Source organism: Maritalea myrionectae DSM 19524 (assembly GCF_000423365.1).
Lineage (GTDB): Bacteria > Pseudomonadota > Alphaproteobacteria > Rhizobiales > Devosiaceae > Maritalea > Maritalea myrionectae.
Window position 1 is genome coordinate 1 of record NZ_AUHV01000003.1, and the last position, 21,385, is coordinate 21,385.

A 21,385-nucleotide genomic window follows, 5' to 3' on the forward strand; every position below is an offset into this window, starting at 1 on the left:
CATCCATCTGAGCCGCACCAGTGATCATGTTTTTCACATAGTCAGCGTGGCCTGGGCAATCAACGTGCGCATAGTGGCGACCGTCTGTTTCGTACTCAACGTGCGCTGTGGAAATGGTAATACCACGTGCTTTTTCTTCTGGCGCTTTGTCGATCTCGTCAAAAGCTGTGCCTTGACCACCTGTCGCTTCAGACAATACTTTCGTAATCGCTGCTGTCAGGGTCGTCTTACCATGGTCAACGTGACCAATAGTCCCAATGTTTACGTGCGGCTTGTTCCGCTCAAACTTTTCCTTCGCCATGCGTATAATCTCCGTTCGCTTAGCATCCGGCTAATTAATAAACACGGGACAGGTCCCCTGCCGGAATTCGTTGCGTCTATTACCCCAAATTTTGCAAAGACAAAAGCCCTAATTTTCAACTTATTAAACGCCAATGCCTATTCGAACCACTTTGCTCCATTTTCGCAGGGTTTTCGTCGGCTTTTTACTTATAATTGCCGATGCGTTCGATCAAAAAATCAAAGAATTGATCGCGGTTCACGTCGTAGGCCCATTGGGCATTTGCGGGCTTGCCCGTCACGCCCCAGAAATCAACCGCCGTGTGGCCGCGGGTCAATTCGCTTTGCGTTTCAATGGCGATATGACAGGGCTTTAACTTGAACAAATCCGGCTTCAACATCCAAGCCACCGTGCACGGATCATGCAATGGGCCGCCCTCAGCGCTATATTTCGCCGCATCATATTGCCCGAAAAACTCAAGCATTCCGGCACAAGATCTTGCGACCCTGCTCCCCAAAGCATTCAACCGGCCGACAATTTCCGGGCTAGTCATTACTTTATGGGTCACGTCCAAGCCAAACATGGCGATCGGACGACCGCATTTCATCACAATATCCGCCGCATGCGGATCCACATAAATATTGAATTCAGCTGACGGCGTCACGTTCCCGGCTTCAAATGAGGCGCCGCCCATAATTGCAATCTGCATGATCTTGCTCGCAATATCCGGTGCTTTTTTCAGCGCCATGGCCAAATTGGTCATTGGTCCGGTGATCACCATCTCAACGCTGTCATCCGCCGCCGCACGCAAGCTATCGATGATAAAATCAACGCCATGCTGGTCTTGCTTTGGCAAGCTCGGCTCGAAAAACTCGATGCCATCAATACCTGTCTCGCCATGAACATATTCAGCCGTGAACAATGGTTCCACCAGCGGCCCCATGCAGCCAGCATAAACCGGCACATCCTTGCGGCCTGCCATTTCAACCAGAATACGGCAATTGATCTCCGTGCGCGTCAACGGCACATTGCCCCCGGCAGCTACAACGCCCAGCACATCAAGCTCAGGCGCATTCAGCGCCAAAAACAGCATCAGCGCATCGTCTTGTCCGGGATCACAATCAAGTATTACAGGGCGTTTATCAGTCATAAATCATTCTCCATTGCCGCCCGGACCATGCGCGGCAGATAATTTGCGGTCAAGCCAGATTATCAATATCCCCCAGCAATCCCACTTTCGATGATCATAAAAATGGGCGATCAACCCAATCAGCTTGACCGCCCATTCATTTTTCTCAACTCAGCTTACTCAGCCGACATGCTATCCAACGCGACGCTGAGCTCTTCCAGCACATAGGCAAGCCAACGTGTGGCACCATCTGGGGTCCCGAACCGACGGTTTGCCCAGTCCTCAATTAGTCGTGGATCATGCTTTGGGTCAGCCAGGAAATCGGCACCTTGAGCCAAAACCAAGCGATGCGCTTCGGCAGATACATGGGTCAGGCTAGACTTCACCGCGACATCGTCGGAAAGACCCGCCAAATCGCTATCGGCAAACTGCCCAGCCAAATATCCAGCCAATGCCGCATATTTCTGCGCTGCGTCATTACCCATCATAACCTCATGTTCACTCAATGCGCTCGAACCAGCGGGTGGCATGGTTGGAAACGATGTTAGAAGAAAACACCCCCCATGACCATCAGCCTCGATCACCGTGCGCAACCGATCCGAATTCACAATATTTTGCAAACTTGCTGGCCGATAGGCGACACGACCAACAATGGCTGTTGCAACAAAATTATCCACCCGACGCTGACCATGCAGCGCATTGTTGGCCCAATTATTGACCGCAACACGCACACCCGTCAGCCCGGCTGTGATGGCCAGTTCGGCTGTTTGTTGATCAGTATAGGTGCTGGCATTTTGGATATTGGGCGAGTTAATTAGCCGATTGACCAATTGCGCATCGGTCTTGCCGACATGGCGGGCAATCGTATGCCCACCAGCCAACTCCTGTGCAGTCAGCCAGCCCAATGGAAACGGGTTGGGCAAGCATTGCGCCTGCGCCAAGGGCACAAGCAAGGCGAGCATCAAAACGCTCAGATTTAAACGAATGAAATGTTTCATTTTACTGTCCTTCAGTTTGTTTGGGGGAGAAAGTGGGGTGCGCCACGCGCACCCCACCCTGCACAGCGGTCGCACCGTGTTAGATCAGGGGAGGAGTCTAACCTTGGGATGGCAATCCGCCGTTGCGTCTCGCGCTATGCTTGTTGGAACAAGTTCTGCTCGGTGAAATTCAGCGTGATGTCGGTAACACCATCAAACTCCACCTTGTAAGCGTGCGATGTTTCCTCAATATCGATCACATCGCCTTCGCTATATTTGGCGGACATGATGTAATATTCAGGGTGCGGCGTGAACACATAGTCGATGTTCGGCAGCAACTGCACGGACACAGCAGGCTTCCGGTTCATTGCAATGCCCAATGCCAAATCCATTTGGGCGGAACTTGCCGCCGCATTAGTTGGAATTTTGTCATCAGAATTGGCAGCGATGATGCCCGATGTGGTGTTGCCCGGCACGCCGTCAAAATATGGCGCCCCGTTCGGGAACGTCCCGTCATAGCTCACATTCACAAGGTTGGTATCGTCGACCTTTACCGGAATTTGGGTTGCCGTTTGGAACTTACGCGGACTGGCGCTTGTGCCTTCCTGCTGCAAATAGCCAGCATTGATTGAATAGTCGATAAACCAATTGAACTGGGAGATGCTGGGGTTGCTCACGCTCCCGCCTGCTGCCGAGCCCACAATCCATGCGAGGGAAATGGGGTCCGTTGAAGGTTTCGACGTTACGGGCATTTTTTGGAACAGCACAAAGGTTTGCAGAAGCGAATTCTGGTTGTTCACTTTCAGTGAGTATTGCGTGCCGAGAGCGGCTGGATCGTTAGACATGATTGTCTCCTTAAAGGTTTTTCGCTTCAGTGTGAGCCGACCACCGACTCACTGTTCTAAAGCGTTCCTTTTCGCGACACGGCGCCGCAGGAAAACAGGCATAAAGCACGCCGCAAGCTGCCCTCGCTAACCCAGCAAACACGCACATAAATAGATAAAATTGATAGGAAAATATTCTTATTAGCCGCTTGACATTGTTCAGTTCACATGGTTTAAAAGGGAACCATTTTAGAACAAAGCAAGAACATTTTATAAGCAAAATCAATACTTAACGGGAGGTCACAATGCTGCTTGGCTATGCACGCGTTTCAACCGGAGAGCAAAACGTAGATCTTCAAATTGCTGCACTCAGGAAATGCGGCTGTGACCGCATTTTTTTGGACGAAGGTATTTCTGGAAAAGAGATTTCACGCCCGTCCCTCAACCAGATGCTGAGCGTGCTCCGCCGCGATGACAAGATCATCGTGTGGCGGCTTGATCGATTATCCCGATCCCTCTCCGATCTCTTAGGATTGATCAAGGAGCTGGAGGCATTGGGCGCTGGCTTTCAATCCTTGACCGAACAGATTGACACTTCAACTCCATCAGGAACCTTGATGTTTCATATGATGGGCGCATTGGCGGAGTTTGAGCGCGCCCTCATCTCCGAACGCACAAAGGCAGGCATGCGTGTCGCACATTTGCGCGGAAAAACTTTGGGCCGCCCTTCATCGCTGTCGTCTGCGCAAATCGCGTTGGCGCAACAGCTAACAAATGAGGGACAGCCCATGCATAAAATCGCCCGCCAGTTTGGCGTCAGTCGATCAACCATCTATCGATCAATCGCGAAGCACAATGCCGCAAATGAAAATCATGCGGACAAAGCCGGTGGCATTTCCGACCGATAGTTGCCTACATGCATTTCTTGCATTTGGTGGCGTATGGGATGACTTCGAGACGCTCGTCCGAAATCTCATCGCCACACTCGACACAAATGCCAAAGGTGCCATTTTCAATGCGCGTTAGCGCGTGTTCAATGTGTTCAAGTTCTTCCTTGCCCGCATTGCCCAGCCCTTCGAGCATTTCATCATCCTCGCGCTCAACCGCGCGCTCTTCTGTATCAGGGCTCGGCTCGTCGTCCAATTGATCCTCGATATTGTGCAAACGCACATCGAGCTCTCTTTGACGCGCCAATAGTTTTTGTTTGTAGGCCTCAATATCTCGCATAGGTCACCTCTTGTTTGGATGACAATAAGTTTGCCATCAAACGGCTTGCGCCAAATTGATCTGGCGCAAGCCCAGCATACATTATGCTTTTACAGGTAAAAACATGCCGAAGCGATAGCCGCGTGTGCGTTGCATGGAAAGAAGCACAATGACGGTCAAGCCAAACATCAGCACATCCCCCACTGGTGATGCCACCCAAACGCCCAATTCTCCCATAAAGCGCGGCATAATCAGCAGGAGCGGCAAGCCAAACAAATAGTTGCGTGAGAGGCCCAAAATTGCAGCCCGCTTCGCATCGCCGATGGCCTGAAAATAGCCTGAGAGCACATTGATCGGCGCCCCGATGAAAAAGAACATCACCAAGATCGGCAAAATCCGAGCAACTTGCGCAATCATCGCCGCGTCATCAACAAACACATCCGCAATCGCGCTGGCCTGGGTGATGAAGATGATTTCCATGGTCAGGGCATATAGCACCGCAATGGTGAGAGCCACGCGAATGCTCGCATTCACCCGCTCTGGCAATTGCCCCCCATAATTGTTGCCCACAATAGACTGGAACGCCATAGACACCCCGAGCAGCGGCATGAATGAGAAGGTCATCAACCGGGTAATGATCCCATACGCCCCCACCAATTCCTCATAATTGGCGGTGTCGACGGCCTTCAACATGGCCACCACCATGCCGGCGACGAGCGAAATGGAAAGGAAATTCAAGCTGAGCGGTGCGCCCAGGGCCAGATTTTCTTTGACCAATTTCACAAATACCGACCGCGGCGGTAGGCTGAAGCCCAACTTGGATCCGCCCCGCAAGCGAAAACCCATCAGCAACACCAATGCCAGCAATTGCGCGGCCACGGTTCCCCAAGCAGACCCCGCAACACCCCAGCCCCAAAGGGCAATGAAGATATAGTTGAAGATCATGTTGAATAGGGTCACACCAATCGACATCAGTGCCATCACGCCCATCTTGCCCTCACTCCGCAACGCATCAAATTGCACGGAGAGGATGAACAATAAAGGCGAGGTGAACATCAAGATCGACATATAGGTCCACGCCATGCGGGCCAATTCATCATTGCCCTCGGTGACCCAAGCGACCAAGCGCTCGCCGCCAAACACGAAGAACGCCATCAACAAAGCCGCCATGCCAATGCCCAGAATGATGGCAACTGCAAAGCTCTGCGCTGCCCCGTGCAAATCATTGGCACCAAATCGACGCGCCACGATTGAAGCGAAGCCATTCGAGATCATATTGCTCATGGCAATAATCAGCATCTGCAGCGGAAACATCATTGTAACCGCGGTCAGCGCCGCCGCCCCGACATAAACGCCCAAAAAGTAGGCATCCACCAAGTTAAACAGCCCATTCACCGCCATAATCAAAACGATGGGCGCGGCTGTTGCCACAAACAACTTACCCATCGGCTGCGTCAAATATTTATTATCTTCAATAGCTTGCGTAGTCATTTTGACTCACTTTCTTGGGTTTCGGACGCCAAAGAAGGGTCAAATGCCACCTCAGAGATTTGCACAATGTGGTGCTTCAACCCTTCGGGCCAGTCCGCAATAATATTGAAAAAATCGTCCTTTTCGGCCGCGAAAAGCGCCCGAATGGCGTCTTCATAATTCGGCAGGTCCCCGGCCACCGCTGTCATCAAGCGATAGGTCGATTGTTGAGCGCTACGTTGGGCCGCAAGCGGGTCAGCCGCTTTCATGGCCTCGCCCACCAACCGGCGAAGGGTGACAGACGCCCCACCCCGTTGCTGCCCCAACCACTCCCAATGTTTGGGCAGTAAGGTCACTTCCTTGCTCACCACACCCAACTTCGGACGCCCCGGTTTTTTGACCTTCACTTTTGGCTCGAGCGGCTTTTTTTGCTTTTCGAGGCGTTCAAACACCTCCTCCATGCTGCCACGCAAATCCACCTCAATCGGACGTGAATTCTTGTGGTCGAAGATCAAAATCAGATCATTTGGATGGGCATCATGGTGGCGCTTCACTTCGTGCACCACTTCAGCAAACTCGCCAGTAGCAATCAGCTCCGAGCCGACAAAAGCCGCGCACAATTCGTCAGGTGAATAATACATCACATGTTCCTTTCGTTGGCAGCGTTTTACCCGGGTAATTTAAAAGAGTCAATATTACCCGGGTAAAATTTTAAAATGCAAAAAACAAGGCCGCCGAAGCGACCTTGATGAATTCATATATATTTCTCAGCTATTTAGCGCCTTCACCAATTGCGGCAACGATTTATCATAACGATAATCGAGCGAAAAATGATCGTCGGGGAATTCTTCATAGGTGTGCTTAATGCCACCCTTCTTGAGCAATTTGTGCATCTGCCGTGCCGGATAGACCATATTGAATCGATCCTGATCGCCACACTCGATCCACAGCATTTTGAGCTTTTTCAGATTATTCCCATATTCCTCAAGCATCACAATCGGATCGTAAGCAGCCCAAGCGGCCCACTTTTCAGAATCCAACTCGCAGGTATGCAGGTCTACAGGCAGGCTCACCCCGCAATACGCATCCGGATCAGGATCATAACTTGCCCCCATGGCCAACAACATCAGCGCATGAATATCGTCTGATTTATAATGTGGCCCCTTCTCGAAGCTTTTCAGGAACTTCTCAAAGCTCATCTCATGTGGTGCCAACGCCCGCAACACTTTGGGCATATCCGGCAAGAATATCCGATCGAACCCCATATCTGCCGAATAAACCCCTGCCACTGACCACACATCAGGATATTTCAACGCATGATACATCGCCCCATAGCCGCCTGACGAGCGACCAAACAGACCGCGACGACCTTCCCCGCCGCATCCGAACTTATCTTCAATTGCAGGCAACATATTCTCGATCAAAAAGTCTTCCCAGCGCCCCATCGCTTTGGAGTTCACATACTGGTTGCCACCAAGCCCGGTAAAACCGTCTGGCATGGCCACGACCACCGGGGGCAATTCACCTTCAGCAATCAAGCGATCCAATCGATGCGGGAGGCTCTCGCCAAAGTTTCGCCAATTTGCGTGCGCCAAACCGCTGCCGGTAAAGCCAGCCAAATCAACGAGTAAGGGGAGGTCTTTGCCATCATGGCCAAAAGGCACATAAACCAGAACATCGCGGTGATCTGCATCGCCCAACATGTTCTCGGCTAATGCGTCGGACTGGATCGTAAGACGGAAGAAATTACCGTCTGGTGTCGTCTTGTTGTAGGGCATAAAAAAACCTTGGATTGAGAGAATTCAGGCAATCCTATCAATCCAAGGTCAAACTACAACCACCGCGGCGGTTTTAGCCCACCACTTTAAGCTCATGCACATCGCGCTCAAGCGCTGAAATGCTGGTGACAACCCGGTTGCGGCCCTTTGCCTTTGCATAAAACAAACGGTTATCCGCTTTCGCAAACACCTCTGCCGGGGACAAACCCGGCTCGGCATGCGCCACACCAATGCTTGCGGTCATCTCCAAACCTTGCGCCAAATCTGCCCAATCAAACTGCTCAACAGCGGCACGCAACCGTTCGCACACATTATAAATCTGAGTGGGCGTGGAACTTTTCAGGATCAAGGCAAATTCTTCGCCACCGATGCGGCAAATAAGATCTGTGCCGCGGCAGCCATTGATCAAGCACTTTGCAACATTGCGCAGCACTTCATCGCCCAATACATGCGAAAATGCGTCATTTACCGCTTTAAAATGGTCCAGATCGAGCACCGCAATGGCATATTTTGCATTTTGGCGGTTCGACAGCATATCCATATGCTGATCAAATGCGCGGCGGTTGGACAGCCCGGTCAACGGATCGGTCATTGCTTCCTCTTTCAACCGCTCCATATCGCTAGATGCATCTTGCAGCAGCGATTTAACCCGCTCCATTTCTCGATTGAGCTCGTCAACCTTGCCCTGCCAATGGCCCTTTTCTGCCGTGCGACGCCGATATTCATTATGGAATGTCTTATGCATCGCCAAAGCGGACTTAAAGTCCCCAGCTGCTTCATACGCATTGCACAATCGCCGCATTGCATTTGCATAATTGTCTGCGGACGAAATATTCTTGGCTGTCTCAATGGCTTTTTGGCCAGCCTCCAACGCGGCTTCAATATTGCCACGCTTCTGTTCAAGGTCGCACACCGTATAATAGAGATGCACCCAGTTCCCCGGTGTCGCAATATCGCTCAAGCTGTACCAGTGTTCGATCCAGCGATCCGCCTCCTCAAAGCGACCAAAGTCCGCCATGAACTCAGCAAGATTGGCCGAGCCAACAAGCTCAACCCGTTTATTGCCCGAGGCATGCGCCAACTCGATCGATTCTCTTGTCTGCTCGAGGCCTTTTTTGAGCTTCGCCTTATGTCCCGCTGTGTCACCCTGCTCCAGCATGATTTCGCCAATGCGGGTATTTAAGAGACCCAAGTGAAGCACCAATGTTGCGGTAACGCGCGGCAAGTTAAACCGATCAGCAATCATGATCGCTTCGTCGAGCATCGCTGCCGCCGCTTCAAATTTATCGCCGAAGATCAATGTAATGGCTTGTAAATCCATCGCCTTGAGCAAAACATCTGTCTGCTCCGGCTCGGTTGCCATGGACGCTGCCCGAGACGCTTCTTCATAACACTCGGAATCCAGGCCCATCTCAATCAACACGTTGGCGTAAACGGCACGCGCCCGCGCTTCCCGCACCTGATCGCCACGCTTCACAACGCGCTGCAAAATGCGCTGAACATATTCAATCGCTTCTTCGGAACGTCCAAGCCAGCCGAGCGCCATCGCGCACTGGATGCCCGCATCGCAAAATGCGTCTTCATGGGCACCGTCTGCTGCCATCGCAAAAGCTTGCTGCGCCAGCTCAAGCGCGTTTTGAAAATCGCCTATCTGGCCGTATTCAAGTGCATCTGCAAGTATTTGATCAATCTCAACCTGAGTAGTCCGCTGTGCACTCATGAGATAATTGCTCCAATTTCACTCCCTTAAACGTATCGCATGTCAATAAACAACTGCTTAAAAATACGCCTATGGCACGGTACATCGCCGCGCTCTTCTCGTTCTGAAGTGATGGGATAGGCCAAGAACCTCCATTTTTAATAAACCCAGTTATTAAAAATGGAATAGTCACAATGGCAATTTCTTTTCTACCATATATTACAATGGGTTAGAAAAGCGCACTCGATCAATGGTGGGCGAAAAAATCTGAAAGGATTAATTAACCCACATACAACTTAACACGCCAACACCAAGTCGTGATTTAGGCGGTTGCCGCCAAATCATCATCCTTGCGAGCAGCGTGGCAAGCTTGGCCACGACCATTGGACTTCGCCCGATAGAGCGCCTCGTCCGCACTGCGGATCACGGTCTTCGCCGTCATTGCATCATCGGGCCACCACGCAACGCCAATGCTGGCGCCAACCGCTGCTCGGCCATTGTCGAACACTACATCCTGACAAACGCTATCGATAAGGTTGTCACAAAGCATCATCACGCTTTCTTCGTCCAAGCCATCGCGCAAAAGAATAATGAACTCGTCACCGCCCACGCGTGCGGCCATGCCTTTATCACCGATAATATCTGCAACTCGTCCTGCAACCGTTCGAATCACCGCATCACCGGCCGGATGTCCGTAGGTGTCGTTTACAAGTTTGAACTTATCCAGATCCATGCACAAAATCGCACAACGATCTAATGCCCCTTCCGCAATGATCACATCCAACTCATTGTCGAACTGCAAACGGTTGGGCAAACCAGTCAATGCATCATGCTGGGCCAGAAAACGGTTCTTAGCCTCGCTTGTCTGCACTTGGTGTGCCACACGCCCATAGAGCAGCGCGATCGCACCTAGCCCCACCGCAATCGCACCCAGGATAGACAAGAAAACAGGCAAAACATGGTTCCAAATGGTTTGTGACGGTTGGGCCACATTCCAGGTGGCCACCATCGGCGTTTCAGCTGATCCCCCAATCACAAGCGCCGTCGCCTGCGGCGAAGCGCTGCTCGCAGGCTGAATGTTAAAGTCATTCAATCCGAGTTGCGCGGAAATATCACCAAATAGCTCAGTAGATAGCGTATCAAAGGTCAACAGAATTCTAGGGTTGCCGTCGGGAACAGCAAGCTCAAAATCTGGCACAACAGCCTGCGCCACAACAATGCCGACCTGTCCCTCAACAATACGGTAATCTGCGGCGTAAAGCGGCTTGTCCCCATAGATCGGGTCACCAAAGGTGGCAAAACCGTCACCACGCGCCTTCCGCAACGCAAAATAGCGGTCACGCGCCTCAACGATCAAATCTTGCTGGGCGTCAATCAATGCTTGCGCGTCGGTTGGCGCCATCAGCTCCCCTTCAAAAATGAACAGTTGCGGCATCCCATTTTCATCAACCAGCGCGGCTTGAGGCACATCATTGTCTTCCCAAAACCATTCCTGCATTTCGTCCTCGACGAATTCCAAGTCAATTTCGTCACCATAAACCGCCTCAACAGCGTCATCCCAGTAAGAGACCTCAGCTTGCACCGATGCGCTATACTGTTCTTGTAAGAGCACTTCATTGCGCACAAGGTGGCTTTCGCCATCCCACTGCACCTTATTGGCAACGTTTCCAGCAACATTCAAAATGTAAAAGTTGGAAAAGGCGAACGCCAAGACAATCAATCCGCTGATGGCATAAATACCCATCGCAAGATTAAACTTCCGCACAAGATTACCAATAAACATGCTCACCCCCGATACCAATTTGGCGGCACTATAGGGTGGCAACCTTGAATCTTTGGCTAAGCAAACTGGTTGTTAAAGACTTAACAATAGCTGGACATGCGCGGTGCCGACTGGTGCACTTGCGCATAAACGTCCAACAAATATTTGACGCGGCGCGAACGCAACAAGCGTTTCAACGAAAACTGAACGGCACAAAAGCAGCACTACATCTGTAAGGGAGTTTGGAGCGGGTAGCGGGAATCGAACCCGCATATTCAGCTTGGAAGGCTGCTGCACTACCATTGTGCTATACCCGCAACGCAAGCTGAATGGTGGAGGGGACTGGATTCGAACCAGTGTAGCCTAAGGCGCCAGATTTACAGTCTGGTGGTATTAACCACTCACCCACCCCTCCAAGCATTTCAGCACTCTTGAAGAAAGAGTCTTGTCAATTTCGTGACGAAACCAACGGCGCGATTTATGGTCACCAAGCCCGCTTCTGTCAACACCCAATCTGTTGTTTTTTTATGGTTCTTTCCACTTAAGTGAAGTTTTCCTCTTCCCCTCGCCCAATCTGTGCGATTGTTGCTGGACCCAAAGCCACAAAATCGCTACGCCATATTTATGAACCAGAAAAAACGCTTTGACCCGAAAACTTATAAGAAACGCCCCAACAAGCGCCTCCCCGCTGATGATGGGCAGCTCTACATTTATGGGCTGCACCCGGTTATCGCCGCGCTGGCCAACACCAATCGCTTCAAACACACGCTTTATGCGACACCCAATGCCATTTCCAAATTGGAAGAGGCGGGCGCGAACATTTCGGTCAAGGTCAAAGACGTCACACCGAAAAAGCTGGATGAAATGCTGGGCACTGACGCGGTGCACCAAGGCGTTGCCCTGCACGTCAAACCGATTGAGCGCGATGCACTAAAGGATTTGCACGAAAAATCACTGGTTGTGGTGCTGGACCAAATCACCGATCCGCACAATGTTGGCGCCATCCTGCGTACAGCCTGCGCCTTCGGGGCAGACGCGGTGATCACCACTATGCGCTTTGCGCCGCAGGAAACCGGTGTTTTGGCCAAGTCCGCATCCGGCGCCCTTGATTACACCTCACTGATTGAGGTGAAAAATCTCGGCAACGCCATCCAAGAACTTCAAAATCATGGTTTCACCTGCCTTGGGTTCGATTCGGAGGCAGAAACCGCCCTCACCCCAGACCTTAAGTCAGAGAAACTTGCGATTGTCCTGGGCGCTGAAAATAAGGGCCTGCGCCAGCGTACGCGCGACCTGTGCGACCAAATGGTCAAGCTGGATATGCCCGGGCCGATCAAATCGCTCAACGTTTCAAATGCAGCGGCAATCGCCTTGTTTGCCGCAACTTCATAATAAACACGTTGAGGCGCAAACAAAGCAAAGGCGAAAAGCCAATGGCTGCATTTGGACGATTGCTTCTTGCCCTTGTGGCTCTCCTTCTAGCATTTCCCGCTTTCGCACAATCGGAACTGATCGAGGAAAAACTGAACCAGTTCTTGGCCGAGCAACAGGTCGAAGGCGCCGCATTCTGGGCCCATGTGGACGGGACAACCTTCGAAGTATCGGTTGGGTATGCGGATCGGGACAAGCAGATTGAAACCACGGCTAAAACGCGATTCTATATTGCCTCTTCCGGCAAAATGATGACCGCAGCGGCCATTCTGCGCCACGCAGAGCGGGGCAAATTACAGTTGGATGGCCGCGCCTGGCCCCACATCAAAGACTTGGACAACATTGAACAACTCGAGAATGCGGATCAGGTTACCATCCGCCAGTTGCTCCAACATACATCTGGTTTGGCCGAATATTTGACCGATGATTTTATTGACGAGAGCATGGCCATCCCCATCAAACGCTGGTCACCAGCCGAAGCGCTTACATTTGCTTATGACGAGCCTGCCGCATTCGCGCCGGGTACAGATTTTGAGTATACCAACACCAACTATGTATTGCTGGGCCATATTTTAGCTCAGCTGGATGGCAGCCTCGAACAGTCGTTAGAAAAACATATCTTTCGCAACGCCGGGATGACGGCAAGCACGGTTGGCGCCAATGCGAGGGAAAAGAACCTAGCGCACGGCTATGACATCTCTGGCGCCGATGCGAGCCAGATGGCTTGGGCCAGCACACTTGGCGATGGCCCCGTGGTCACCACTGCTGCAGATTTGGGGCGATTTTTGCGGGTATTGTTTGAATCACAATCCATATTGACGCCAGACATGCTGGCTCAAATGCGCACCGGCTCACCATCAAATCCCAGCTATGGGCTGGGTATAGGCATAGAAAGCGATAGATGGGGCGTTTGGCTTGGTCATTCTGGTGCCTATGAGGGGTACGAATCTTTTGAGCGTCATGATCCAGAACACGACGCGACCTTGGTCTTGCTGATCAATGGAAATCCCATCAACGAATCTTATTTTTTGGGCGTGGCAGCGGATATGCTTTTTGAAATCACCTCCCGGTAGGCTATACCTACCCATCAAACACACACTTGGCTTATCGCCAGACGTGTACCGAAGCTGAAAGGCGGTCGCGCCAATAGCGACCATGATATGAGCCGACTTTTCGAAGAACTAGACTACTGCCCCACCCCCATCGGCCCGCTTAGCCTACGACGACGCCACGACCCTGCGCTCAATATCGATGTGTATGAGATCATGCTGGGCGACGAATATCTGATGACCAGCCTTTTCACCGATTCAGAAGTTGCACTGGGCGCCCAAGGCACGGCGGCTTGTGAGGGCGAGAAACTCGACATCGTGGTGGGCGGTTTGGGGCTCGGCTATACGGCTGAAGCGGTTTTAGAGAACGAGAATGTGGCGAACCTGTTGGTGGTCGACTATTTGCCGCCCGTCATTGAGTGGCACAAATCAGGCATCCTACCGATGGGCAGGAGAGTGTCCGGTGATACCCGCACAAGGCTGATCGCAGGCGACTTTTTCGCCATGGCCGCAGGCAACGGTTTTGACCCCGAACAGCTCAATCGCCGCTTTGATGCAATCCTTGCGGATATTGATCATGCGCCCGACAATTTGCTTGATGACCGCAGCGACAGCTTTTACCAACCCGAGGGTCTACGCGCCCTCTCGAGACACATCAAACCTGGCGGCATATTCGGCCTTTGGTCAAACGATGCAACCGACCAGCGGTTCGTTGATCGCTTAAGCACTGTCTTCGCCTCAGTCTGGGCAGAGCCTGTGCACTTTAGCAACAAAGTCACCGGCCAGGCTTTTGAGCAGACCGTTTATCTGGCACGCACAGCCGCGGAATAAGATTTATACACAATCTCTTATTCGAATATTTTCATGTATTGATTCAACGCAGCGTGAAGCTAGGCGTCTGACGTAAGGTTCAGTTTTGTCGGCACACCATTTGAGATCGCCCAGAACCCCATCTGCCTCTTAATCAAGACCAACAAGGCAATGATCGACACCAATGTTGCCAACACCGTTGCTGTCGCGGCCCCAACAATGCCGAAGGGCGGCACAAGCGCAAGATTGAGCAATAAATTGAGGCCGAGCGTCGCGACCAAAACGACTGACATCTGTTTTTGCCCCCCGGTCATCGCCATGCAATATTTGGCTGCCGCGGTGAAACTTTGCAGCAACACGCCAAATGCCAAAATGATCATGGGCAAATAGGCATCCGCATATACCGGGCCAAACAAAGAGAGCAGCACCCCACCGCCGATAAGCAAAACAACGAAGCCGGCTAATGTCGGCCAAAAGGCGAGATTGGCAAAATGGTGCGTCAACTGGCGCACCTTATCCATATCGCCCCGTCCAAAAGCGGCGGCGATAGGTTTTCCAGCACTGGCGCTGATCGCAAATGTCACAAAACTGAGCAAAGCAGCGATTTTGGTGCCCACAAAATAGACCGCCAAATCCGCAGGCGTCACATAGAATTTGAGCACCAGTATATCTGTGTTGGCCAGCAATAGATTATAGGCCTCAACCGCCGTCAGCGGCAGCGCCGTCATCAACCAAACCCGGTTTAACCCCACTTCACGCGGCGCCTGCTCGGTGCACGCGCTAAGCGTGCCGCGCATAAATGACCATTGCCATAAAAGCGGCAGCAAAAGCGCAATGAGGGAAATGTAGACCAGATGCACAGCATTTAGCGTCCACCCGCTTAATATCAGTACGGCTACCCCTAGAAGGATGAGAATCGGACGAAATAGATATGCTGGCGCATAAGCGACAACATTTCGGCCAAATCCACGCGCAACGCCCTTCCCAACTTCTGTCAATGTGAAGAGCGGAATGCAAAATGCGCCAATCAATAAGGCTGGGCGGAAGATAGGTTCAACAATATGCTCAGGCGCAAAAAAACTAACCGCAAACATGAGGCAAGTCGCTAAAAACGCCACAAGCAAGCCTACAATAGCGGCATAACGGGTAAAAAGACTGAGATGGCTTTGCTTTTGCTGATCTTGGTATGTCGCGACAAATTTGGTTGCCGCAACAGGCAACCCAATGCCAGAGAACGTCCCCAGCAGCACGATGATGGTCCAAGCAAAAACGTAAACGCCATACTGAGCTGGCTCGATCAAGCGCGCCAAAGCAATGTGCGACAAGAATCCGATCCCTGCCCCACCCAAGCGCACCCCAAGGGTCGCAATCGAAGCAAATCCGGATGTTGTTCTAAATTTTGAAAAGGCGCGCGCGAGTGCCAATAAACTATCGCCCTTTAGCTAACCTTGCGGTCTTTTTCCGGCTGTTTGTCAAATTGAGAATCAAGTTGATGCTCAACACCAAGGCTAACATATTGTTGGTCGTCACGCCGCGATGGCAAAACCCGCCGCTCAGGCTTGCCTTGTTTAAACCATTTGCTGCGCCGCAAAAACCGACCGCCCAACGCCACATATTCAAATAGTGCTGGCCGCAAATCATCCCAAACAAAACTATCAGAGACCTCAACACGACGTGCACAACGCCACATATGTTTGAGCGTTTCTGAAATGGCGAACAAGGGGAAATATCGATTCGACCGCTCTTTGTCTTCCATATAATGGATCAACGACAACATCAGGTTTCGGCCAACAATACCTTCCCGGTAATCAGTTTTAAAAACGCGATTCTCCGGCAAATTGACATCCAAAAACATCGCAGGAAAATCAATGCCGAGCGCCAGTGGTAAAGGCATTGACCCCCATGGCCGCGCATTCACCTCAAGCAGCACCCATTCGCCACTATCGACAGACTGCCGAAATTCATACATTGCCAAGCCATTTAAACGCACAGCCTCAGAAAGGCGCGTAACTGCATCCAACAGGTCAGCGTCCAGCGCCTCACTGATGCGCACTGAACTGGAACCACCACCTGGCTTTTCTGTAATGCGCCGATGCTGGAATGCACTGATAATTTTCCCGTCGCGCGCTGCCACGGACACCCCTAGGCCAGACGCCTCTCCAGCTTGTGGGAAAATTTGCTCAACAAAGTAGGCGTTCTCATCGTCGATCGCCGCAAGCGCACGTTCAAGCGCGGCCTTGGACTTAATCGCCACCACATCGCCCCGCACCTCAAGGCTCTGCGCGGAATAAGAACGACGCGCCTTCAGCATTAGCGGCAAGCCATATCGCTCAACCAACAAGTCCGCACGGCTGCCCGAATCTACGGCCTCGCCCTTTGCCACCGCGATATCGAGGCTGTTCGCCAGATCACGGGTTTCGATTTTGTCGAAGAATTGGGTCATCGCCAGATCACCGGGGTGAGCAATCTTCACGCCCGACAGCCTGTCGCGCTGCGCATAAAGCGGCAGCAATGATCGTTCACAACATGGAATGACCAGGTCATATTTGTGCTTTTCTTGCAGTCCCTGAATGGAACTCAACCAGCTTTTGGTCCAACTGCCCACGCGCGGCAAATAGTGCACTTGCTTGATGTATTTCGACGCCAAAGCTGGCGCGTGCCAGTCAAAAGGTGCGGCATGTATCTCCACGCCAAGGCGGCCAAGTGAACGTGCGCTCGCCAAAAAGGAGCGCATATCATCGCCAATCAGCAACACACGCGTTTGCCTTTTTCCTTTTTGCGGCACTTTATTCCCTGACATCCAACACACCTCTGTCCACGCTCGCGACCAAAAGATCACAAACGAGTTAAATAACTAGAAAGAACAACTACTTGTTCTAGCTCGATTTCACGCCACCCAGTCCACAGATGGAGCGAAAACCAGTTACAATCTAGCCTTTGAAGCAAAGGAAAGCATTAAATATTGACGATTAAGGTTAAGAACGCACACACCGAAGCAACACACAAAAATGTCGGACAAAGCACGACGCATTCACGCTGGAACTGAATATGATCAATGTGGAGAAAATGGTGCCGGTTGAGAGACTTGAACTCCCGACCCACTGATTACAAATCAGTTGCTCTACCAACTGAGCTAAACCGGCTCCGAGGCGCTTGCTAGCACCCAATTTTAGTTTGCGCAAGACTGATTTTTCAAAAATTTTTCGAAATTTCAGAAGTCTAAGAGAAACAATGTGTTTTTCACCGAATTGGACTTCCACTTGGTCCCAAGAGTATGCAATCAATAGGTCAGCTTCTGAACAGCACTGGCAAGGATCATCAGCCGTGACCCGAAATAAATTTGAAAAGATCTGCTTTATTTCCAACGGCTCTGATCAATCCAAGGCCGCCTTGCAGGAACTGGTTGTTCTTTATGGCAATTGCGAATTTGACGACGCCGATATCATTGTCGCTTTGGGTGGCGATGGCTTGATGCTGGAAACTTTGCACCGGGTGATGGACCGTAATATCCCCGTCTATGGCATGAATTTTGGCTCCATCGGCTTTTTGATGAACGAATTTCATACAGAAAATTTGCGCGATAGACTCCATGCCGCCGAGCAATCGGACATCCACCCTTTGCGCATGCAGGTCACCACCAAAGAAGGCGAAACCCACGAAGCGCTGGCCTTAAACGAAGTGTCGCTGTTGCGCTCATCTTACCAGGCGGCCAAATTGCAAATTCTTATTGATGGCAAAACACGGTTGGACGAGTTGGTCTGCGATGGCATTCTTGTCGCAACCCCTGCCGGGTCTACAGCTTACAATCTGTCAGCTCACGGTCCAATTCTGCCCATCGATTCTCCGCTATTGGCCCTCACCCCCATTTCGCCATTCCGCCCACGGCGCTGGCGCGGCGCGATTCTGTCAAATCGTGCGGAAGTGACCCTTATTCCTCACGAAGTGGATAAACGCCCGGTCAACGCGGTGGCCGACAGCAAGCCGTTTAAAAAGATCACGAAAGTGTCCATCAAAGAAGACCGCAGCCACAAGGTCACTCTCCTGTTCGATCCAGGCCACAGCTTGGACGAACGAGTGTTGAACGAACAGTTTGGCTATTAGCAGTTTAGGCCGCGGGTAACGCGAGGGCCTCACCTCTTAATCGTGTCACGGCCAAGCGCGCCTCTTGTGGCGCCCGATCACAGAATGTGGCCATGACACCGCGGGCCGCATTGCGGGCCAGCGTCACGTTCATTTCATTGAGATATGCGAAGAGCGGCACCAACACATCAGGTAAGTCACCATCATGTTCATCGATCAGCGCCGTGATCAGTTGCGACACAACAAAGTGTCGCGCGGCCTGATCGACAGCCAGATCATGCGCACGCCCAACCGTCACCAGACGGCACATCAAATTGCTCAACGGCGCTTCAAATCCGCATTTCATGAACAGGGCAAACATCCCGCGGCGAGAGCCCTTCGCTAAAATTGAGCTGGCCTTATGCGCAGGCATCTTCGCCAATTGTGCCAAACATGACGAGAAGAACATGTGTCGACCAACCAAATAGGATTGGATCAATAGTCGCGGTGTAAGGCGACCACTCTCCACAAGAGCCTCAATATAGGCATATGCGCTCTTATCAGCGATATCATCACCGATATAAGTGGTCGCATCATCCACCAGATCGCGCATCAGCCGGGCCAAGCGCACAGGCTGTATCGCACCCTTCACATAGCGAGAGGCAGCGAGATCCTCTGCCACCTGTTCGGTCAATAAATATCGACCAGCAGCAGGCAAATCGACATGACGGAGCAAGGCACCACGCATTTCCGCATCGTCAGCCCATCGGTCACAAAGTTCCAACATGCTGCTCTCAGAGAGCAACTCACCATTGCTTTCAATCAACCGCAGATCAACCGCACGGCAATGTTTTGCCAAAAGTTCGGCAATCAATCTTGGTGAAAGGCTGGCGCGCCCGGCAATTGACAGCAAAACCGCCTCATCCCCGGCTTTGACCAATACATTCAAATCCACTTCGCGCAGCACGGGCGAATATTGAACAATCGCCGTGGCGATGATCGGGTCATCCTGGGCCAGCGCAAACATCACAGGTCGTGGCGCATAATCTGAATGCAGCAACTCATAAGCCAGTGCCGCACGCACCTTCACACTAGTATCATCAAGAAAGCTCAGCACAGCCGCGTATAGGGCCGCATGTTCATCTGCCGGCCCGTCGTGATCAAGATAGGCACGCGCGGCAATGCGCGCCGCCTGCCCCCGCTCTTCAGCATGGGGTGATTGAGAAAGATCAAGATAATCTTGATAACCAAGCACGCAACTTACCCTTATGAACTCATACACTGGAGATCAAAATATCGTGCAAGAATTAAAGAACCGTTCACCATAAATAAGGTGACGGCTTTCAACGGCTATTTCTTATAGAACGAGCTGAAAAAGCTCTGCTTTCCCTTGCCTGCCCCCGCTTCGGTGGGTGCATATGCATTGGTTGAGGGCACCCCTGTGGCGCGATAAAGCGATTCAAACGGGTTCACCAGGCTGGCGGGTTGCCGTACAGAAAATGGCCCCTGATTATCCAGCGCCATCTGCTGCGCCGCGAATTGGGTCGCGGCGGCTTGGTCCGCATTTTCCGGCGCGTGGTGTCGCACCAACACTTGATAAACCTGCTTAATGGTGCGCGGCTGGTCGCCATTATAAAAGATTGGACGATTTGCTTTTGCCTGTGCTTGAAAATGCTCAGCCGCAATCGCGTTTGGTTGTTCCAACCCGAGTTCAAATAGCTTCTGTGCCCCGCCTGCACCCAAAAAGTGGGCGATATATAATTCACCGGGGCTGGGCATTCGGCCAAATTTGTCTTTGAGATATTCCCCATTGCGGCGGGTAAAGGCCGCAGCCAAATCGGCAGCCATTTCCGGATCTTCGCGCAGCGCCAAAATCCCGGCTTTTTCCTGCGGATTTTTCACCTCATACCCGCGATCTGTGCGGGCGATCTTTTCAGCCAGATCGCCATAGCCCAGCTTGGGCCCTTCTTCCTTAATCACCTCCAGCCAAGTGCCTTCCAAGAACTGGAATAGCCCCACAGCCGATGATGTTGCGGCGCGCGCTTCTGGATTGAGGGAGCTCTCACGCATGGCCGTTTGAAGCAAATAGCCGAAATCAACGCCGTTTTTGTCGCCAGCGCGCGTCAACGCACGGGTCAGCTCCGGCGGCAGGCTATTTGCGTCAACTTTGGGCATGTTCGCCCCCTAAAACGAATATTTACAACACATTAATCATAGCAAACTTGCTGCCATTTGCCCAATTATTCGTGCCAATAGCTCACCACATCCTTCAATCTTGGGCGATCACGCTCCTGCGGTGCCACCTCTGGCGTACCAATGTGTACAAATCCAACAAACTGCTCATCGGCCCCAGCGCCCAACATGGTCGCGGCATCCGCGTCAAAACTAAACCAGCGCGTCACCCAATGTGCCGCATAGCCATGGGCGTGTGCGGCATGAACCAAATTGAAGCACACGCAACCTGCGGAGAGCAATTGCTCCAACTCGGGCACTTTTGGGTGTTTTTGTGGTCGCGCCAAAACCCCAATCGTCAGCGGCGCAGGCAAAAATCGCTTACGTTCAACCTCTAGAGTTTCATCATCAGCTTCAGGGTGCTTCTGCTGCCAAATATCCGCCAGCTTTTCCCCAACGATCTCGCGCATTGCACCTTGATAAACCACCATTCGCCACGGCACGATCTTGCCATGATCCGGCACACGTGCACCTATTTCCACGATCTGGTCCAACTCGGCCACGGTTGGGCCGGGATTGGTCAAAAATGGGGCGGTGACAGAACGACGGTTTTTCAAATAATCAATCAGCGCGTCATGTTGCGGCATCGGCTTTTCCTTAGTGTCTTTGTAAACCAATTGCACTTATGTCATAGCTAATGCCTAATCTGAATATGCATTGCCAAAATTTGAACGAAATC

Annotated in this window: 20 protein-coding genes and 3 tRNA genes; 5 read left to right on the top strand and 18 right to left on the bottom strand. The window is 51.8% G+C overall.

Annotation, left to right across the window (positions count from 1 at the left end; all coding sequences use genetic code 11):
- The 4 genes from G549_RS19200 to G549_RS0105860 form a co-directional block, all read right to left on the bottom strand.
- Positions 1–301 (bottom strand): GTP-binding protein (locus G549_RS19200; protein WP_036221567.1); only part of this gene is annotated, 301 nt, incomplete at its 3' end.
- Positions 302–485: 184 nt separating this feature from the next.
- Positions 486–1,430, bottom strand: a complete 945-nt coding sequence (locus G549_RS0105850; protein WP_027834245.1) for a nucleoside hydrolase — start codon at positions 1,428–1,430, stop codon at positions 486–488.
- A gap of 155 nt (positions 1,431–1,585) precedes the next feature.
- The gene (locus G549_RS0105855) at positions 1,586–2,407 is read right to left on the bottom strand and encodes an RNase A-like domain-containing protein (protein ID WP_027834246.1); all 822 of its coding nucleotides are present in this window, start codon (positions 2,405–2,407) and stop codon (positions 1,586–1,588) included.
- A 134-nt stretch (positions 2,408–2,541) separates the two neighbouring features.
- A complete protein-coding gene (locus G549_RS0105860) occupies positions 2,542–3,231 on the bottom strand; it encodes a hypothetical protein (RefSeq protein WP_027834247.1) in 690 nt (229 codons plus the stop codon).
- 284 nt (positions 3,232–3,515) lie between these two features.
- Between G549_RS0105860 and G549_RS0105865 the strand changes: the two genes are divergently transcribed.
- Positions 3,516–4,118: a recombinase family protein gene (locus G549_RS0105865; protein ID WP_027834248.1), complete on the top strand. Its 603-nt coding sequence runs from the start codon at positions 3,516–3,518 to the stop codon at positions 4,116–4,118.
- Between the two features lie 4 nt (positions 4,119–4,122).
- Here the strand turns inward: G549_RS0105865 and G549_RS0105870 are convergent, their stop codons facing one another.
- The 8 genes from G549_RS0105870 to G549_RS0105910 all read right to left on the bottom strand — a co-directional run bounded on the left by G549_RS0105870 (position 4,123) and on the right by G549_RS0105910 (position 11,540).
- Positions 4,123–4,437, bottom strand: a complete 315-nt coding sequence (locus tag G549_RS0105870) for a TraR/DksA family transcriptional regulator (RefSeq protein WP_027834249.1) — start codon at positions 4,435–4,437, stop codon at positions 4,123–4,125.
- Between the two features lie 81 nt (positions 4,438–4,518).
- Positions 4,519–5,907 carry an MATE family efflux transporter gene (locus tag G549_RS0105880; protein ID WP_027834250.1) on the bottom strand — a complete coding sequence of 463 codons (1,389 nt, stop codon included), beginning with the start codon at positions 5,905–5,907 and terminating at the stop codon, positions 4,519–4,521.
- Positions 5,904–6,527, bottom strand: a complete 624-nt coding sequence (locus G549_RS0105885) for a DUF2239 family protein (RefSeq protein ID WP_027834251.1) — start codon at positions 6,525–6,527, stop codon at positions 5,904–5,906. The genes G549_RS0105880 and G549_RS0105885 overlap by 4 nt, the downstream gene beginning before the upstream one ends.
- Positions 6,528–6,653: 126 nt before the next feature.
- Positions 6,654–7,664: an alpha/beta hydrolase gene (locus G549_RS0105890; RefSeq protein ID WP_027834252.1), complete on the bottom strand. Its 1,011-nt coding sequence runs from the start codon at positions 7,662–7,664 to the stop codon at positions 6,654–6,656.
- Positions 7,665–7,737: 73 nt separating this feature from the next.
- Positions 7,738–9,384, bottom strand: coding sequence for a tetratricopeptide repeat-containing diguanylate cyclase (locus tag G549_RS0105895; protein ID WP_027834253.1), 1,647 nt, complete (start codon positions 9,382–9,384; stop codon positions 7,738–7,740).
- Positions 9,385–9,685: 301 nt separating this feature from the next.
- Positions 9,686–11,146: a GGDEF domain-containing protein gene (locus tag G549_RS0105900; RefSeq protein ID WP_027834254.1), complete on the bottom strand. Its 1,461-nt coding sequence runs from the start codon at positions 11,144–11,146 to the stop codon at positions 9,686–9,688.
- Between the two features lie 222 nt (positions 11,147–11,368).
- A tRNA-Gly gene (locus G549_RS0105905) sits at positions 11,369–11,442 on the bottom strand.
- A gap of 13 nt (positions 11,443–11,455) precedes the next feature.
- A tRNA-Tyr gene (locus G549_RS0105910) sits at positions 11,456–11,540 on the bottom strand.
- A gap of 209 nt (positions 11,541–11,749) precedes the next feature.
- Here G549_RS0105910 and rlmB point away from each other — a divergent pair.
- From rlmB to G549_RS0105925, 3 genes are all read left to right on the top strand, one after another.
- Positions 11,750–12,517 (top strand): 23S rRNA (guanosine(2251)-2'-O)-methyltransferase RlmB, encoded by a 768-nt coding sequence (rlmB, locus tag G549_RS0105915; RefSeq protein WP_051213649.1) that lies wholly within the window; start codon positions 11,750–11,752, stop codon positions 12,515–12,517.
- A gap of 41 nt (positions 12,518–12,558) precedes the next feature.
- Positions 12,559–13,629, top strand: coding sequence for a serine hydrolase domain-containing protein (locus G549_RS0105920; RefSeq protein WP_036221571.1), 1,071 nt, complete (start codon positions 12,559–12,561; stop codon positions 13,627–13,629).
- An 87-nt stretch (positions 13,630–13,716) separates the two neighbouring features.
- Complete coding sequence (locus G549_RS0105925) at positions 13,717–14,436, top strand: polyamine aminopropyltransferase (RefSeq protein WP_027834257.1); 720 nt, start codon at positions 13,717–13,719, stop codon at positions 14,434–14,436.
- Between the two features lie 59 nt (positions 14,437–14,495).
- On the opposite strand, the gene G549_RS0105930 is transcribed toward G549_RS0105925, so the two are convergent.
- From G549_RS0105930 to G549_RS0105940, 3 genes are all read right to left on the bottom strand, one after another.
- Positions 14,496–15,839 (bottom strand): oligosaccharide flippase family protein, encoded by a 1,344-nt coding sequence (locus G549_RS0105930; protein WP_084634029.1) that lies wholly within the window; start codon positions 15,837–15,839, stop codon positions 14,496–14,498.
- Between the two features lie 14 nt (positions 15,840–15,853).
- Entirely contained in the window at positions 15,854–17,215 is a 1,362-nt protein-coding gene (locus G549_RS0105935; RefSeq protein WP_027834259.1) for a carboxylate--amine ligase, read from the bottom strand.
- A gap of 267 nt (positions 17,216–17,482) precedes the next feature.
- Positions 17,483–17,558, bottom strand: a tRNA-Thr gene (locus G549_RS0105940).
- A gap of 181 nt (positions 17,559–17,739) precedes the next feature.
- Between G549_RS0105940 and G549_RS0105945 the strand changes: the two genes are divergently transcribed.
- Positions 17,740–18,516 (top strand): NAD kinase, encoded by a 777-nt coding sequence (locus tag G549_RS0105945; RefSeq protein ID WP_027834260.1) that lies wholly within the window; start codon positions 17,740–17,742, stop codon positions 18,514–18,516.
- A 4-nt stretch (positions 18,517–18,520) separates the two neighbouring features.
- Here the strand turns inward: G549_RS0105945 and G549_RS0105950 are convergent, their stop codons facing one another.
- From G549_RS0105950 to G549_RS0105960, 3 genes are all read right to left on the bottom strand, one after another.
- Entirely contained in the window at positions 18,521–19,729 is a 1,209-nt protein-coding gene (locus G549_RS0105950; RefSeq protein ID WP_027834261.1) for a DUF2336 domain-containing protein, read from the bottom strand.
- A 95-nt stretch (positions 19,730–19,824) separates the two neighbouring features.
- On the bottom strand, positions 19,825–20,649 hold the full coding sequence (locus G549_RS19205) for a lysozyme family protein (protein WP_051213489.1): 825 nt from the start codon (positions 20,647–20,649) through the stop codon (positions 19,825–19,827).
- A 65-nt stretch (positions 20,650–20,714) separates the two neighbouring features.
- On the bottom strand, positions 20,715–21,293 hold the full coding sequence (locus G549_RS0105960) for a nitroreductase family protein (RefSeq protein WP_027834262.1): 579 nt from the start codon (positions 21,291–21,293) through the stop codon (positions 20,715–20,717).
- Between the last annotated feature and the right edge of the window lie 92 nt (positions 21,294–21,385).